Here is a 15881-nt window from a genome sequence, read left to right as displayed (position 1 = left end):
AGCGACCGGCGGATCGGTCCTCAGTCGGACAGCGTCTCGGACTCGAGCGGCGTTGCCGTCCGCCAGTAGTGGTCTAGGGAGTCCTCGGCCCACGAACGGACGGCGTCGTCGGCGGTGTCGACGGAGGCCCGAAGGACGCCGTTCTCGTCGCGTAAGAGGACGTAGACGGTCTCGTCGGCGACCATCACCGCGATGGGGACCCCCTCCTCGCGGACCCTGATCTCGGCCTCGTCCGCGTCGAGCAACGCTTCCAGTTGCCGACGGAGTTCCGACTCGTCGGCGAGCGCGTCGATCGCGGTCCGGCCGAAGACGCCCTTGAACCGCTGGTCGTCACCGACCACTTGCTCGCGGACGACGCCCAGCGTCTGTTCGTTGAACGTGTGGGAGAACGCCCGCACCGTATCGGCCTCGCGGAGGATCCCGAGCAACCGCCCCAGCGGCGCGTTGGGCCGCGTCGCGCTGGGAACGGTGATCGTCGCGTCCGAGAGCCGCCGGAGGTCGAAGTCCATCGCGTGGGTCGGCAGGTAGTCCACGATATCGCGGAGCGTCCCTTCGATTTCGAGGATTTCCTGCAGGTCGGTGAACCCGTCCGCGACGAGCCGACCCGTCGCGGTCGCGACGTACTCCCCGTCTTCGCGTCTGATCCACGACCGCTCCTCGAAGTCCCCGAGGATCCGTCCCAGGGTGGCCTGCGAGGCCCCGGTCGCTTCCGCCAACTCGGTGCGCGTGTGCCGTCGCTCCGCCAGCAGCCTGAGCACCTCGACGCGGTTCGACGAGAGCGCGAGGAACTCGATTTCTTCGAGCGCCGATTCCATACCCGTTCTCCGTCCCGCATCGGTAAATCCGTTTCGCACCGTGAAAACTTTTCACGGTCTGCATCCCCCGCACGGCTCCCGCTGATTTCCCGGACCGATCCACTTTCTTGTCCTGAAATAGTTTCTGAACGAAACTATATACCCGGAGCTCGTACGGTGTAGTACGATGATTTTCGCTATTTACGCGTCGCCCGGATTCGAGGCGACGTACGCAGATCGCACGGAGGTGACGAGATAACCGTGGTCTCTACTCGCACCGCCGTCTGTTTCGTCCTCGCGAGTCTCTTCTTCGGGGGCACGTTCGTCGCCGCGAAGGCCGGCCTGGCGTACTTCCCGCCGCTGCTGTTCGTCGCCATTCGATTCGACCTCGCGGCGGTTCTCATGCTGGTCTACGTCGGCCTCACCACGTCGCGGTCGGAGTTGGTCCCGCGAACGCGCGGCGATCTGGGCGGCATCCTCGCGACCGGCGTGCTCGCAATCGGCATGACGAACGCTCTGCTGTTCGTCGGCCAGCAGTACGTCACCAGCGCCGTCGCATCGATCGTCTACAGCCTCAACCCCATCATGACGCCGGTGTTCGCCGCGGCCCTGCTCTCCGACGAGCGCCTCTCTAGGCGCGGCGGGGTCGGCATGGGTCTGGGGCTGCTCGGCGTCGGGCTCGTCGTCAGCCCCGATCCGGCGAACCTGCTCGGCGGCGCCGTCGGGAAGGGGATCCTCTTCGTCGGCGCGATCAGCGCCGCGCTGGGGGCCGTCCTCATCCGGCGTGCCGAGAGCACGATCTCGAGTAGCGTCCGGATCGCCTGGGGGCTTCCCTTCGCGGCCGCGCTCTGTCACCTGCTGGCCTGGTCGTCCGGCGAGTCGACGGCGGCGATCACCTGGACGAGCGAGGCGGTCCTGGCGCTGGCCTACGTCAGCGTCTTCGCCGGCGTGCTCGCGTACATCGCCTACTTCGCCCTCCTCGACGACGCGGGCGCGATCCGCGCGAACCTGATCTTCTACGTCGTGCCAGTCGTCTCGACGCTGGGCGGCTGGGCGCTGCTGGGCGAGACGATCGACGCGATGGCGATCGCCGGTTTCCTGACGATCTTCGCCGGCTTCGCGGTGCTGGGAAGCAAGTCGATCGACGTCCGCGGGCTACTCCCGGCCGTTTCGACCGACGCGCCGCTGTCCGACGACGACGATGCTGCGGCCAGGGAGGAACCGCGGGGCTACCACTCGGACTGAAGCACGTTAGAACAGCGAGAGATCGCCGGTGATGCCGTCGACGCGGTCGTCCGCCGCCGGGCCGACGGCCAGGGCGGTGACGGTCCCGGGGTTGAGTTGCGTATGCCCGGCGTCACGGATAATGGCGTTGGGAATCCCGTCGCGGTCGGCGATCTCGGCGAGTTCGTGGAGTTGGCGTTCGCTCTCGCCTTTCAGGACGACCTTCTTCTGACCGCCCTGCTTCCACTGGTTCTGCAGTTGCGAGTCGGCTTTCTCGTAGGCCGACAGCGAGGCGTGGGCGACCTGGGCGGCGAGCTTTCCCTGTCCCATGCCGATGTCCGTACGGGCGACGATGGCCTGTTTCATGGCCGAGACGAGAACGGGAATCCCTTTAGCCCTGACTATACGGTCGACGCGCCCGGTACCGTGCGATCAGTGGACGACATTGTCGAGACAGAACTCACGTTCCGTCCGGTCGGCTTCCGGTCCCGCTTCGACGAGGGTCGGGTTCGCAACCGGCTCCGAGAACCGATCGGGATCGGGCTCGACGCGCTCGAGCAGCGCCGAAAACTCCGATCCCCGCCGCCCGCCCGCCGAGACGATGCCGCCGTACTTTCGCTCCTCGAACGTACTCTCGTCGGGGTCGGGGAACTCCTCGCGGATGATCTGTGCCGTCTCCCTGAGGTACTCCGCCGCCTGGCGCTGTGAGTAGACGCTCTCCTCGTAGTAGATCTCAGCGTGGTCGTCGTCTAACTCTTCGGACGAGTGTTCCGGTGATTCGTATCGCACCGAGTTCGGCGTAGTATACCCGCTGGCGAAGCGGATGTTCACCGTGAAACTGTCGGGATAGCGGAGGATGAGCGGGGAGAACACCATGTCGGTGATGGTGGTCCGCTGTTGAATCCGCCAGAGTCCCTCGAAGTAGTACGCGGCGAGTTCCCCGACGCGGTCGTCGCGCTCGCCGCGGTAGTAGGCCATCGCGGCCTCCTCGTAGTCGTCGCCCGCGAATCGTCGGAGCCGCCGCTCGAAGCTCTCGGCGACGCGGTCGAGTTCCTCCTCGTAGGCGACGAGCAGCGGGACGTCTGGATCAGCGAGCAGATCCGCCTTCCGCTCTCTGGCATCCGCGACGGTCATCATGTTCTCGTGGAAGACTCGCTCGGCTGCTTCGTTCGGGAGCGGCGTTCTGACCGCTCGTTGATGGATCACCCCTGCATCTCCGGTGAACCGTTCCTGTTGCCCACCCATGGGACGCCCTTCGGGATGCGTCCGTATAATCGATTGTGGCCGATGGCGGGAGCGTCCGGCTTCTCGACCGATCGCCGGATACCCGTCGCCGCGATCTGATTGGGATCGAATCACGATCGGACCGCAATCGGATCGGATAATTTAGGAAGCCTGGTTCGCTCCTACCCGGTATGATCCTCTCCGACGCGGACATCCTCGATCGACTCGAGGACGGCGATCTCGTCGTCGAGCCCCTGGACGAGCCGAAACTGCAGATCCAGCCCGCGAGCGTCGATCTCCGGCTGGGCCGAGAGTTCCTCGAGTTCCAGCGGACGAACATCCCGTGTATCCATCCCAACTCCGAACAGGAGGTCGACGAGTACGTCACCGAGACGATCGTCGACGAGGGCGACGATTTCATCCTCCATCCCGGCGACTTCGTGCTCGGGACGACCCACGAGCGCGTCGAGATCCCGGCGGACCTGATCGCCCACGTCGAGGGCCGCTCCTCCCTGGGCCGGCTCGCCGTCGTCGTCCACGCCACGGCCGGCCTCTGCGACCCCGGATACAGGGGCCAGATCACGCTCGAGCTCTCGAACCTCGGCACCGCGCCGGTCGCGCTGACGCCCGGCATGCGCATCTCGCAGCTCACCTTCACGGAGCTCAAGACCGAAGCGGAACGGCCCTACGGCAGCGAGCGCGGCTCGAAGTATCAGGACCAGGACGGCCCCCAGGCCTCGCGCATCCAGAGCGACCACGAGTTCGGCGGCGATCAGCTCGGCCGCGACGAGTGAATACGACGTCGAACGGGGGCTGAACACGCCGGCAGGGAGTTCAACCCCGGGCCGTTCGTAACCGCTGGTATCTACCTCACTGCGACGTTCGGGACGCGACGTCACGACGGCGGACCCGTTACGCCGCGCGACCGCTCTCGACCCGTCGACGGTGCGGCGACAGAAACGACTCCCTGCTACGCATGTCTCTCGCGAACTACGAACTCCACGAGCGACTCGCCCGCCTCTCGAACGCGTCCGCCGACCGCGACGTGCTCGTCACGGTGACCGTCAGGCCCGACGAATCGATCGGCGAGGCCCGCCAGCCCGTCGAAACCGACTACGCCGAGGCGACTCAACTCGACGAGCGGTCGTTCCCCACGCCGCTGGTCGACGCCCTCGAAACGGTCCGGAGTCGGCTAAACGAGTACGACGACATTCCGGACAACGGCCTGGCGATCTACGCCGGCGTCGTCGACAGGGATCTCGTGACCGCGACCTTCGACGACCTCCCGATCCCGATCGAGGAGTCGCGATACGAACACGGAAACGAGTTCGATCTCACACCGCTCGAGGACGTTACCGAACCCGAGTCGACCTACGGCCTGGTCGTCGTCGAGCGCGGCGGGGCCGCGCTGGGTCGGCTGGACGACGAGGGCGTCGAACCCGTCGAGACGTTCGACAGCGACGTGCCCGGGAAATCGAGCGCCGGCGGCCAGTCGGCCGAGCGGTTCGAACGCGACCGCGAACGGCAGAAACGGGACTTCTTCGACGAGGTCGCCGAGCGCGCCGAACTCGAGTTTCTTGACAGCGGGGGCGGAGACGAAGACGGAATCGACGGAATGCTGCTCGGAGGCACCACGGGAACGGTCGAGAACTTCCGCGAGGAGGCCGACCTCGACCACCGACTCGAAGACGCGCTGGTCGGCGAGTTCGCCGTCGAGTACGCCACCGAACAGGGGCTGCGACAGCTCGCGGAGAAGGGCGAACAGGCCATCGACGAGCGCGATCGGCGGGACGTCCGCGAAACGCTCGAGACGTTCTTCGAGGGCGTTCGCGACGACGATGAGCCCGTCGCCTACGGGGTCGACGAGGTCGACGACGCCCTCGAGTACGACGCGGTCGAGACGCTGTTGCTCTCGACGGCGCTCGAGGGACGAGAGCTGCAGGAACTCGGCGACCGCACGGTCGACCAGGGCGGCGAGACGGTCGTCGTCCCGGACGACTTTCCCGACGGCGAGCGGTTCGTCGAGGCGTTCGACGGCGTCGGGGCGCTGTTGCGGTTCCCGATCGACTGACGCGGGGTTGCGACCGGCATCGACGGCCGGGTCGTTCGGCCGGCCGTTGCAGGCACCACGGGCTTGCCGCGGGTGCTGATAGCGCGACGTATGTGTGCCACGTTTACCGACGACGACGTCGGCAAATCCGTCGAGAACGACAACGGCGAGACCGTCGGGGTCGTCGCGGCGGCCGAGGGCGACGTCGCTCACGTCAGGCCGGACCCGACGGTCGTCGACTCGGTCAAGTCCTCGCTAGGCTGGGAGAAAGGCGCCGAGGTGACGGTCCGCCTCGATCACGAGTCGGTTCGGGACGTCACCGACGACGCGGTTCGGCTCGACGGGGCGTTACCGATTCGAGACGAGTCGGATCCCGGAACGAGCGCCGAACGCACGGCGCCATCGGACGGAGCAGATCGGGGCCCGGAGACGGAGCCCGCCGGCGGCGCGAGCGGGATCGACGAGACGGAGATCGCCGACGACATGGCCGAAGGCGACGAGTTCGAGGCCGCCGACGAGGTAGCACAGGTCGAGAAGCGCAGTCGCGGCGCGGAGGTCGATCCGACCGAACTAACCGACCGCGATTCGGGACCCGACGGCGGTGACGCTCGGCGCACCGACGCCGCAGTGGATCGCGATGAAGACAGACGGCGAACCGACGCCGCAGTCGACCCCGGTGAGGAAACCCAGCGGACGGACGCGGCCGTCGATCCGTCGGAGGACACGAATCGGACCGACGCCGCGGTCGATCCAGACGCGCTCCGCGAGACGGAGTCGACCGCACGAGGGCCGACGACCGAGGACGGCGCGGAGGACGTCGAGGGCGGTCCCGAAACGGAACGGCTCGCGGACGCCGACCTCGATTCCGATTCCGATTCCGATTCTGACACCGACGAAGACGAGTAGCCACACGTCCAGTCCCAGTGTCCGATCGCGCCGTACTGTGCGGGGTACCGTACTAAGTCGCTCTCCGTGATACGTCCGACGACTATGGCACGGCCAGGCGAGGGTGCCGGCGGCGATGATACGGGAGTCGACGTCGCCGGTCCGTCGAACGCACAGTCGATCGTGTTCGTACACGGCGCGATGTTCACGCGAAAGATGTGGCTGCCCCAGCAACGGGAACTCGCCGAGGACTTTCACGTCGTCGCGCCGGATCTCCCGGGGCACGGTGCCCGCGCCGGCAAGCCGTTTCGAATGGAGCCGGCGATCGACGTCGTCTCGGACGTCATCGAGCGATACACCGACGGCTCGGCGGTGCTCGTCGGGCTGTCGCTCGGCGGCTACACCGTCACGGAGTACGCCTACCGCTTCCCCGGCGAGGTCGACGCGCTGGTGTTGTCCGGCAGCAGCGTGAATCCGGTGAATACGATGGAACTCGGGACGCGACTGACCGGCGGCCTGGCGAGACTCCTGACGAAACCCGACCTCGGGAAGCGGGCCGTGGAGAAACTCGCCGCGCGCTGGGTCCGCAACCGGAACCTCCCGCCGGACATCGAGCGGGAGATCATCGATTCGGGGTTTTATCCCAAGCAGTTCGGCGACGCAGGCCCGGACATCGCGGGAGAGGACTTCCGGGGCGCGCTCTCGACCTATCCCGGCTCGACGCTGATCCTCAACGGGGAGAACGACAAACTCATGCGCCGCGGCGAGCAGGCCCACGCTGCGGCGGCACGAGACGGCCGCGTCGAAGTGCTGGCCGACGCCGGCCACATCTGTAACCTCCACCGGCCGGCGACGTACACGGACCGCGTGCGACGGTTCGTTCGCCAGGCCGCCCGCACGCGGCAGTGACGACGCTTGCGGACCGAGCGGATCGCGAGCGGCTGTGAATCGGTGCCGAGAACGGACGGGGCCGCCGAGAAGGAGCCGGAACGGTATTGACGGTATCGGTCGTCGGCGGATTCAGGAACGGCGCTCGCCGATCAGATCGCGCAGGCGACCCGGAAGTCCGAGTACGCCGATCCCGAAGCCGAACAGCACCATCAGCACGTAGACGCCGAGCGTTGACGTCCAGACGACGAACATCGCGAGGATCGCCCAGCCGCCCGAGAGGAAGTAAAACGCCGCGATCGACATCGCGGTCCCGTACAGCAAGACGAGGTACGGACCCCAGTCGCGCGCGTGACCGCGTCGGGCGCGGCGGCGGACGTAGCGTTTGAGTTCGCTCTCGAGGGACTCCTTCCTGACAGTGCGGTCCTCGACGTCGTCCTCGAACTCGTCGACGCGGTCGCGCAGCCGCTCGATCTCCTCGCGGAGGGCTTCCGGATCGTCCGCCCGATCGCGGGTTCGGGCGCTCGCGCGGCCTCTCGCCGCGTGATCGCCGGTGCGGTCCTCCGTGGCCCCCTCGTCGGCACCCGTGGCGTCGTCGGTCATCGCTTCTGTCGGGACCTGTCGTCCGCCGGGACTTTGTAGCTGCCGATCCACTTCACGGTCGGCGAGGACGGCGTTGAGTACCGCCCCGAAAACCAGGATGATCGCGCCGACGTAGAGCCAGATTAAGACGAGAAACACGGCCCCGAGCGCGCCGTAGATCGCGTACTCGCCGATCAGAGTAGCGTACAGCGAGAACGCGTGACTCAGCACGTACCAGCCGACGGCGGCGACGACCGATCCCGGAACCGCCTCGCGAAAGCCGACGTTCGCGTCCGGAAAGACGATATACAGCGGCAGGAACGTCGCGAACAGTCCCAACACGACGAACAGCTGGCCGACGACCGCCAGGCCCGTCCCCGGAACGATCCGAATCGCGAACTCGAGGGCGCCGACCAGCGCCAGACCGGCGGCGATGACCAGCGAGACGAGCGTCGCGTCCCAGAACGTGTCGAGCAGCGACTTCGAGCCGACGGTCCCGTACACTTTCGAGAAGGCCCGGTCGAGTCCGCGAAGCACCCGACTCGCCCCCCACAGCAGTCCGAGAACGCCGGCGACGGTCGCACTCTGCCGGCCGGTCTCGTCGACGAGCGTCTCGGCGAGCAGTTGCCTGGCCGCCGGCGTGAGGACGTCTTCGGCACCTTCGGTGAGCCGGATCGCGAGGGCCTCGCCGCCGATCGACGCGGCGATCCCCAGCGCGAGCAACATCAGCGGGACGAGCGAGATGAACCCGTAGAACGCGACGCCGGCCGCGAGCAACGTTAGCTGTTCGCCCCTGGCGAGCCGGACGGCCCGCCCGGTCAGTTCGAATTCCCGTCTGTCGATCACGCGTCGCGTTTCTACGAGGAGATAAATATGTAATCACATAGCACGACACTGCAACGCCCCGTTACGGCGAGGCAATTCGCAGTCCGGACGGAATATGGCCCTTTTGACGCGATAGGGGTAGTATTCTATCGGGACCGAGCTGAGTGGCGTTCAGTCCAGATTCTCCTCGGTCGCCGCACGGATCTCGCTCACGCTGGCGTCCGTCTTGAACGTCGTCCCGCCGTAGTGGGCCCGCGAGGCTGCGTAGCCCGCGTCGCGCAGGTCGGCCAGGAACTCGTCCATCGCGTTGGCGGGCAGGCCCCACTGCCGACAGAGCTTGTGCTGGTCGTAGTGGGTCGGTTCGTCGAGTTCCGCTTCGAGCGTCTCGCAGAGGTCCCGCGCGTTGTCGGCGGTTCCGAAGGTGTCCGGGACCTCCGCGCGGACCGCCGCGACGAACTCGGGGTCCCGTACCGGACCGAGCCAGACCGGCCCGGCGGTGAGCATGCGATTCCCGCCGCAGTGAGGACACGTCTCGAGCGGGTCGGCGATCAGTCCCGGATCGGCCTCCCGGTAGAGGCAGTCTTCGCAGTGATAGAGGTGGCCTAACTCGTCGATTGCGGCGTCCGCCGCGGTCGGCTTGTGCTCGAGTTCGAGGTAGGTTCGGACGTAGTGGCTGGTCGCGTGAGTCAGGATCGGCTCGACGCCGACGTCGAACCGCGCGGCGCTGCGGGCGAGCGCGGAGACGAGGATCCGAACGCCCATCTCCGCGTGGTAGTCCGTGTTTCGGGGGACCGCCGAGTACGACCGGACGCCGCTGTTGAAGTGGGCGCCACACATGGGCGCGGTGTCGGTCGCGGTGACGCAAACGAGGTCCCGGCAGTTCGCGAACGCCGCGTCGGCGAACGGCATCGGCGTGCCGTAGGGATCGAGGTCGATCACGTCGAACGTCGAGTCGTGCATGAGGGCGTTGACGTTGCGGTGCTCGACGGTCGCCTGGTCCTCGCAGTCGTTCCGTTCGAGGTTGTCCCGGGCGAGTTCGATCGCGTCCTCGTTGACGTCACAGCAGGTCACGTCCCAGCCGTCGGCGGCGGCCCGGACGCCGCGGATGCCGCTCGCCGTCATCGCGTCGAGGTACGACTCGGCGCGCTCCTCGCGGTCGCAATAGGCTCGCAGCGTCGCGATCGTCAGATCGCGATTCAGTTCCTGTCGCGGGTTGTAGAACACCGCCTCCTCGACGCCGTCGGTCTGCTCGCCGGGGACCTCGAGTTCGACCCCGCCCTCGGTGACGCGCATACCACCTCTCGACGGTAACGGGCGAAAAACGGTGTGGTCTCGGTCGGTCCTCGTCGGTGCGTCTCAGGGCTCGCCGGCGCTGACCGGCTGCGAGGCGTCGCTCTCCGAATCGGCAGCCGGCAGCGTCACCGAGAACGTCGATCCCTCGCCCGGTTCGGCGTCGACCCAGATGTCGCCGCCGTGGCGTTCGACGATCCGCTCGCAGAGCGCGAGTCCGAGCCCCGTCCCGTCGTACTCCTCGCGGCCGTGCAGCCGCTGGAAGACGTCGAAGATGCGGTCAGCGTCCGCCGGATCGATGCCGATTCCCTCGTCCTCGACCGAGATCGTCCAGTGTGATCCGTTTCGCTCGGCGGCGACGGTCACTCGCGGCGGGTCGTCGCCGCTGTACTCGATGGCGTTCGACACCAGATTCTGAAACAGTTGCCGCAGCTGGTTGCTGTCGCCCGAGACGGTCGGTAACGAGGGTATCTCGAGAGTAGCATCGCTTTCGACGATCTGGATGCGGAGGTCCGTCTCGACGTCCTCGAACACCGCGTCAAGGTCGACGGGTTCGAACGGCTCCCCCTGTGTTTCGATCCGCGAGTACGCCAGCAGGCCGTCGATCATCTCGCGCATGCGGTTGGCGCCGTCGACGGCGAACGCGATGAACTCCCGGCCGTCAGCGTCGAGATCGTCGCCGTACCGGTTCTCGACGAGCGTGAGGTAACTCGAGACCATCCGCAGGGGTTCCTGGAGGTCGTGGGAGGCCGCGTAGGCGAACTGTTCGAGGCGCTCGTTCGATTCCTCGAACTCCCGGTTAGCCGCCTCGAGCCGAGCGACCGTTTCGTCGAGTTCCCGCTTTACTCGCTTCAGTTCCCGATTCCGCTGCTCGATCTCGTGTGCCCGCGTCTTCGCCAGGGCGTCGTTGACGCCGACGCCGAACCCCGCGGCGGCGCCGAACGCCGTGAGCACGAGCGCAGCCCGCAACGGATTGCTCACGCTCTCGGCGGGCTCGAGCTGGTAGAGGGCGAGCATGCCGAGCAACAGTCCCGCTCCGCCGAGACACCACGTCGCGATCGTCGAGAAGAACTCGGGTCGAACGTCGGTGCGCGGTACTCGATAGGCGCCGTACAGGAGGATCAGGCCGGGGACGCCGATGAAGGCGGCGACGAGCGCCACGTTCGAAATCGGATGGCCGGCGGCCAGCTGTCCGAACGCCCAGCCGAACGCGAGCGCAACGTACAGCGCTCCGAGGGCCGCGATCGTCCCGCGTCCCCTGACAGCGGTCGTGAGTCGATGCCGGTCGCCCATTAGAGAGACTCAGTGCGGCGACTATTTTCGGGTTACGCTAACCGTCGAATTGACCGAATATCGCTCCGTTCGACGTGTCACGGCGACTGAAACGATTCCCGGATCGATACCGACAGCAACGCCGAGACGAACCGCGTGGAAGCGCGCCTCGAGACATCGATTATCCCATCGATCGTCCGTCCGCGTGGCCGCACAACCAAACCGATTTTACAGTCCGGTGCACAGTCACGGACGTGTCGGAGGCCAATCCCGTCGAGCGATGGCAGGCTGCCCTCGAGGAGACCGGCGAGCTAACGCCGGAGATCGTCGATGATATTTCGCAGATCCACGGCGACCGCGGGGTCCGCGCCATCGAGGCGGTGGGCGAAAATCGGGTGAAGGCCTACCGAGATTTCACGATCGTCGTCGGCTACAAAGAGGAGTACATCGTCGAAGACGGCGGCTGTACCTGCAAGGACAGCGAGTACAACCTCGACGCGGACGATCCGACCGAACGCTGCTGGCACTCCTTAGCGGTCGCGATCGCGCGCCGAGTGGGCCACGTCGACTACCACGACATGTGGTACTCGGACGTGCGCGAACTCCTGTGACTCGACTCTCGGGCCGCGTCAGGAGTTTCGACGCCACTACTCGGACTCGTTACACGCGGCGATGATAACCTCCGGATCGTCGATCAGCCGATTCTCCATGTAGTTGCCCTTCCCCCTGCCGGCCCACTTGCGCTCCTGGTCGATGATCGAGAGGAACTCGAGCTCCGAGAGGATGTCCCGCACCCGCCGGAGCTTCAGGTGCTCGGACTGATCGCGCTCGCACAGGCGCTTGTAGAGGTCGTAGGCCTCGTTCGTCGTCACCGGCGCGTTGTCGCCCTCCTTTTGCTGGGTGAGCAGCGCCATCGCTTCGAGGACCAATTTCGCGTGGCTCGGGCTCTTGGAGATGAGTTCGGCCAGGCGGCTGGTCTCCTCGCGCTCGTGGGCCTGGTCGACGCAGTTCTCCGTGACAGTCTCGAAGTCGTTCTCCTCGGCGATCTCGCCAGCAAAGCGGAGGATGTCGATCGCCTTCCGCGCGTCGCCGTGTTCCCGGGCGGCCAGCGCGGCGACGCGGGGCACGACGCCGTCCTCGAGGACCCCCTCGTGGAACGCGTCGCCGCGCGACCGGAGAATCTCCCGGATCTGGGTCGCGTCGTACGGCGAGAAAACGTACTCGCGCTCACAGAGGCTCGATTTGATCCGCTCGTCTAACGAGTCCTTGTAGCGGACCTTGTTCGAGATGCCGATGACGCCGATCGTGCTCTCGGTGAGTTTCCCCGACTCGACCGCCCGCGAGAGCTGCATCAGGATGTCGTCGTCCTCGATCTTGTCCACCTCGTCTAAGATGATCAGCGCGACGTCGTACCGGTTGTCGACGATCCGCCACAGCCGCCGGTAGTACTCCGAGGTGCTCAGCCCCGAATGGGGGATCGAGATGTCCGTCGCCGCCTGGTCGTTCAGCTGGTGACCGGCCGACTGGACGGCCTGGGTCTCCGTCGACTCCTGTAAGCAGTCGACGTAGGCGACGCCGATCGAGACGTCGTTGCCCTTCGCGCGCTCGACGGCCTGGTTGGTGATGAACTTCGAACAGAGGGACTTGCCGGTGCCCGTCTTCCCGTAGACGAGGACGTTGTTCGGCGTATTCCCGCGCGTGGCGGGTTTGATCGCGTTCGCAAGGTTGGTCAGTTCGTCCTCGCGGCCGATGATCCGGTCGCCGTCGGGGAGGTGCGAGACCTGCAGGAGTTCCTTGTTCCGGAAGATCTCGTTTTCGCTGCCGAAGTAATCCATCGAGTCGGACATTCAGTTGCCGGGGACATTCCGCGGCGGCCACTTAATCTGTTCGGACCGTAGTGCCGCTGTATGCCAGGTATTTTGACCGTTGAGTAGCTAAACGGCGGAAAACACACCCCTCGGTGCCGCTGTATGACCGAGATCGCACCCCGGAGTTCCGCTGTAATCGGCGCGGCGATCGGCCGGCGGGGACCCCGGAGTGCCGCTGTATCGCGAGCGGTCCGCCCGAGCGCGAACCGGGAGTCAGTCGGATTCGCCTGCGACCGAGTACCGGATTTCTCCTGTATAGATGCAAAAGGGTTTCTATAGGGACCGTTCCGGTCGTTCTCCACCCCTCGGTGCCGCTGTATGCGGAGACACACACCCCGCGGTGCCGCTGTAAGGGCCTGGCGGTTTGGGGGTCACGGGAAACGGGGGATCGGCGGCGAGAAAGGAACAGACGAGGGGTTCAGTTGACCGACCAGGCGGGCGACCGCAGCGAATCGCTACCGGTGATCTCGACTCGAACGGCGATTCTGCGTTCGAAACCGACCGAACGCAATTGCGCCCGAAACACTCAGTGGATGGTGACACACCAATCATATTTAATGATACCGTCTTCCGACTCGATCAGGATGGTGACCGAGTTTCGGAGTTTGATCGTGGATAATAACCGAGTTTCAGTGGTACCCGAGCGATCCGGTAACCGCATTCCGGTTATACTCGAGCAAACTCGTTCAGTTGGGGATTCGTTCACCAGAGGACGTTCCGACGGCGATATCGGATTTCGGTCGCTCTCCTGTACACTTACAGCGGCACCGAGGGGTGTCTCTCCGATCCCGCTCGGCGACGCCACTCGGTTCATCGGTCACCACCGCTCGATTCGGTTCGTCGGCCACTACTTCTCGGCCCAGTTCGTCGGCCTGGTCGGACCCCCGAACCGGAGAGGAACGAAGCGAAAACAAATCGAGAACGAATCGAGAACGAACCGAAAAGCAAAGACTTGTCGACCGGAGTCGTCGCGACCGACGAGTACGCGGGAGCGTTACTCGTCGGCGCAGATTTCGACGAAGTTCCGTAAGATCTGCAGGCCCGTCTCGCCGCTCTTCTCGGGGTGGAACTGCGTCCCGAAGACGTTGCCGGCCTCGTTGGCCACGATCGACGGGAACTCCCGCTCGTAGTCGGTCGTCGCAACCACGGCGTTCTCGTCGTCGGGCATCGCGTAGTAGGAGTGGACGAAGTAGGCGTAATTCCCGTCAACGGATCCGCCTTCGACGGATCCGTTTTCTCGGTGCGTCTCTGACGCACCGCTGTCAATACCCTCGACGAGCGGGTGATCGCGTCGGACGTCGAGTTCGTTCCAACCCATGTGCGGGACCTTCTGGCCCTCGGCAAACCGAACGTTGGTACCGGGAATCAGATCCAGGCCCTGGACGGCAGATTCGCCCTCGTTGTCGCCCTCCTCGCTGGTCGTGAGCAGCATCTGCATGCCGAGGCAGATCCCGAACAGCGGCGTGCCGCTCTCTGCGACCTCGAGGAGGTCCTCGCGGAGCGGATCGGCGTTCTCGACGCCCTCGCGGAACGCGCCGACGCCGGGCAGGACGACGCCGTCGGCCGCGGCGAAGGCGTCCGGATCGTCGGTAATCTCGACGTCGGCGCCCGCGCGTTCGAGGCCGCGGGTGACGCTCCGGAGGTTCCCCAACCCGTAATCGACGACGACTACGGAGGCGAGAGACTGCTCCTGTGGAGACGAAGCGGTGCTCATACCGGTACTCGGTGGGGCGCGGTAAAGTGTATTGTCCTTCGTGCAACGCGACCTATTCAGTCACAGCGGGGACGCTCGACGACTCGGCCGGCTCGCTGTCGCCGCTGCCGTCGCTGCCGTCACTGCCGTCGTTACCACCCTCGCCGCTGTCGGGATCGCCACCAGCGATCAGCTGGCGTCGCCGGTAGACGTAGTACCCGATGGCAGGGACCGAAATCAGGTACGGAAACGCCAGCTCGGTCCCCGCGACGTGGACGACACCGAGGCCGGCCGCGAGCCACGGATTCGAGTTCCAGCCGGGATGGTCGCGAAGCGCGAGCACGTCCGCGGTCAACGCGACTGCGACGATCGCAGCGAACAGGTACGAGAGCCAGCCGACGAGCAGTATCCCGACGAACGTAACGATTCTGAGTCCGGCCGACTCGAGTTCGACCGCTCGGACGAAAAGCGCGAGCGCGACGTCCGAGACCGCGACCAGAAGCGGCGGGACGGGGAACAGGTAGACACCGTATCGCCACGACGGGTCGGCGGACGCGGCGAACGTCGGAACGGGGACCATACACGAACAGTACCTGACACTCGACATCAATATTCTCGTTGATCAGATCGCGTACCGGCAGGGTGATACGCGCCGACGGCGACGCCGTCACGCGACTGCGTCCGATCAGAATCCGTCGAGTCGCGTCTGCCCGCTCTCGCCGTCGGCGACGCCCGCGAGTTCCGCCGCCCGCTGGAGGGCGTTCTCGAACGTCTCTTCCTGGCTCCGATCGTACAGCGTCGCGGCCGGGTGGACGCAGATCAGGAGCCGACGCGGCGCGTCCTCGATCCGGACCTCTTCGAGCGTGCCCGCCTCTTTGGTCACCGCGACCGAGCGACCCAGCAGGTGTTCGCTCGGGACCTTGCCCAGCGTGACGATCACGTCCGGGTCGAGGAGTTCGATCTCCCGTTCGAGGTAGCCGCGGCAGTTCGCGAGTTCGTCCGTCTTCGGGTCGCGGTTCTCCGGCGGCCGGCAGCGCACGCAGTTGGTGATGCGAACGTCGCTGCGGTCGAGCCCGACCGTCCGGAGCCCGTCGTCCAGAACGGTGCCGCTGCGGCCGACGAACGGTTCGCCCTGCTCGTCCTCGTTGGCGCCCGGGCCCTCGCCGACGAACAGGAGATCGGCGTCCTCCGGGCCGCCGCCGTTGACGATCCGGCTGCGGGAGTCGACCAGCGCCGGGCAGCGCGTACAGTCCGTGACGCAGAGATCCTCCATGTCGCCCATAGTC

The 15881-nt window shown here is 66.1% G+C and carries 16 protein-coding genes; 6 read left to right on the top strand and 10 right to left on the bottom strand.

The genetic code is table 11. The annotated features are described in order from the left end of the window. Positions 1-20: 20 nt before the first annotated feature. Positions 21-815, bottom strand: a complete 795-nt coding sequence (locus tag BMY29_RS11395) for a helix-turn-helix transcriptional regulator (RefSeq protein WP_049988795.1) — start codon at positions 813-815, stop codon at positions 21-23. A 240-nt stretch (positions 816-1055) separates the two neighbouring features. Between BMY29_RS11395 and BMY29_RS11390 the strand changes: the two genes are divergently transcribed. After that, complete coding sequence (locus tag BMY29_RS11390) at positions 1056-2039, top strand: DMT family transporter (RefSeq protein ID WP_049988794.1); 984 nt, start codon at positions 1056-1058, stop codon at positions 2037-2039. Between the two features lie 6 nt (positions 2040-2045). On the opposite strand, the gene pth2 is transcribed toward BMY29_RS11390, so the two are convergent. Both pth2 and BMY29_RS11380 read right to left on the bottom strand, forming a co-directional pair. Beyond that, positions 2046-2384, bottom strand: coding sequence for a peptidyl-tRNA hydrolase Pth2 (gene pth2, locus BMY29_RS11385; protein WP_049988793.1), 339 nt, complete (start codon positions 2382-2384; stop codon positions 2046-2048). 66 nt (positions 2385-2450) lie between these two features. Next, positions 2451-3263, bottom strand: coding sequence for a hypothetical protein (locus BMY29_RS11380; RefSeq protein ID WP_049988792.1), 813 nt, complete (start codon positions 3261-3263; stop codon positions 2451-2453). A 170-nt stretch (positions 3264-3433) separates the two neighbouring features. Here BMY29_RS11380 and dcd point away from each other — a divergent pair, with 170 nt between their 5' ends. The 4 genes from dcd (at position 3434) to BMY29_RS11360 (ending at position 7086) form a co-directional block, all read left to right on the top strand. Further along, positions 3434-4036 carry a dCTP deaminase gene (dcd, locus tag BMY29_RS11375; RefSeq protein WP_049988791.1) on the top strand — a complete coding sequence of 201 codons (603 nt, stop codon included), beginning with the start codon at positions 3434-3436 and terminating at the stop codon, positions 4034-4036. Between the two features lie 182 nt (positions 4037-4218). Beyond that, positions 4219-5313, top strand: a complete 1095-nt coding sequence (locus BMY29_RS11370; protein WP_049988790.1) for a Vms1/Ankzf1 family peptidyl-tRNA hydrolase — start codon at positions 4219-4221, stop codon at positions 5311-5313. 90 nt (positions 5314-5403) lie between these two features. Continuing rightward, complete coding sequence (locus BMY29_RS11365) at positions 5404-6198, top strand: hypothetical protein (RefSeq protein WP_074854725.1); 795 nt, start codon at positions 5404-5406, stop codon at positions 6196-6198. 84 nt (positions 6199-6282) lie between these two features. Beyond that, positions 6283-7086 carry an alpha/beta fold hydrolase gene (locus BMY29_RS11360; protein ID WP_049988789.1) on the top strand — a complete coding sequence of 268 codons (804 nt, stop codon included), beginning with the start codon at positions 6283-6285 and terminating at the stop codon, positions 7084-7086. A gap of 111 nt (positions 7087-7197) precedes the next feature. On the opposite strand, the gene BMY29_RS11355 is transcribed toward BMY29_RS11360, so the two are convergent. From BMY29_RS11355 to BMY29_RS11345, 3 genes are all read right to left on the bottom strand, one after another. Then, positions 7198-8493, bottom strand: coding sequence for a YihY/virulence factor BrkB family protein (locus tag BMY29_RS11355; RefSeq protein WP_049988788.1), 1296 nt, complete (start codon positions 8491-8493; stop codon positions 7198-7200). 150 nt (positions 8494-8643) lie between these two features. Continuing rightward, positions 8644-9765 carry a tRNA (guanine(26)-N(2))-dimethyltransferase gene (locus BMY29_RS11350; protein WP_049988787.1) on the bottom strand — a complete coding sequence of 374 codons (1122 nt, stop codon included), beginning with the start codon at positions 9763-9765 and terminating at the stop codon, positions 8644-8646. A gap of 63 nt (positions 9766-9828) precedes the next feature. After that, positions 9829-11055 (bottom strand): sensor histidine kinase, encoded by a 1227-nt coding sequence (locus BMY29_RS11345; RefSeq protein ID WP_049988786.1) that lies wholly within the window; start codon positions 11053-11055, stop codon positions 9829-9831. Positions 11056-11288: 233 nt separating this feature from the next. On the opposite strand from BMY29_RS11345, the gene BMY29_RS11340 reads away from it, so the two are divergent. Beyond that, on the top strand, positions 11289-11645 hold the full coding sequence (locus BMY29_RS11340; RefSeq protein ID WP_049988785.1) for a hypothetical protein: 357 nt from the start codon (positions 11289-11291) through the stop codon (positions 11643-11645). Positions 11646-11681: 36 nt separating this feature from the next. Here BMY29_RS11340 and BMY29_RS11335 read toward each other — a convergent pair whose 3' ends face one another. The 4 genes from BMY29_RS11335 to BMY29_RS11320 all read right to left on the bottom strand — a co-directional run bounded on the left by BMY29_RS11335 (position 11682) and on the right by BMY29_RS11320 (position 15877). After that, entirely contained in the window at positions 11682-12881 is a 1200-nt protein-coding gene (locus BMY29_RS11335; RefSeq protein WP_049988784.1) for a Cdc6/Cdc18 family protein, read from the bottom strand. A gap of 1015 nt (positions 12882-13896) precedes the next feature. Then, on the bottom strand, positions 13897-14616 hold the full coding sequence (gene hisH / locus BMY29_RS11330) for an imidazole glycerol phosphate synthase subunit HisH (protein ID WP_049988783.1): 720 nt from the start codon (positions 14614-14616) through the stop codon (positions 13897-13899). Between the two features lie 52 nt (positions 14617-14668). Next, on the bottom strand, positions 14669-15175 hold the full coding sequence (locus BMY29_RS11325) for a hypothetical protein (RefSeq protein WP_074854723.1): 507 nt from the start codon (positions 15173-15175) through the stop codon (positions 14669-14671). A 105-nt stretch (positions 15176-15280) separates the two neighbouring features. Continuing rightward, entirely contained in the window at positions 15281-15877 is a 597-nt protein-coding gene (locus tag BMY29_RS11320) for a uracil-DNA glycosylase (protein ID WP_049988782.1), read from the bottom strand. Positions 15878-15881: the final 4 nt, after the last annotated feature.

Origin of the sequence: Natrinema salifodinae (assembly GCF_900110455.1) — an archaeon.
Lineage (GTDB): Archaea > Halobacteriota > Halobacteria > Halobacteriales > Natrialbaceae > Natrinema > Natrinema salifodinae.
Note: the sequence above shows the minus strand (reverse complement) of the source record. Positions and strands in the feature narration are given on the sequence as shown.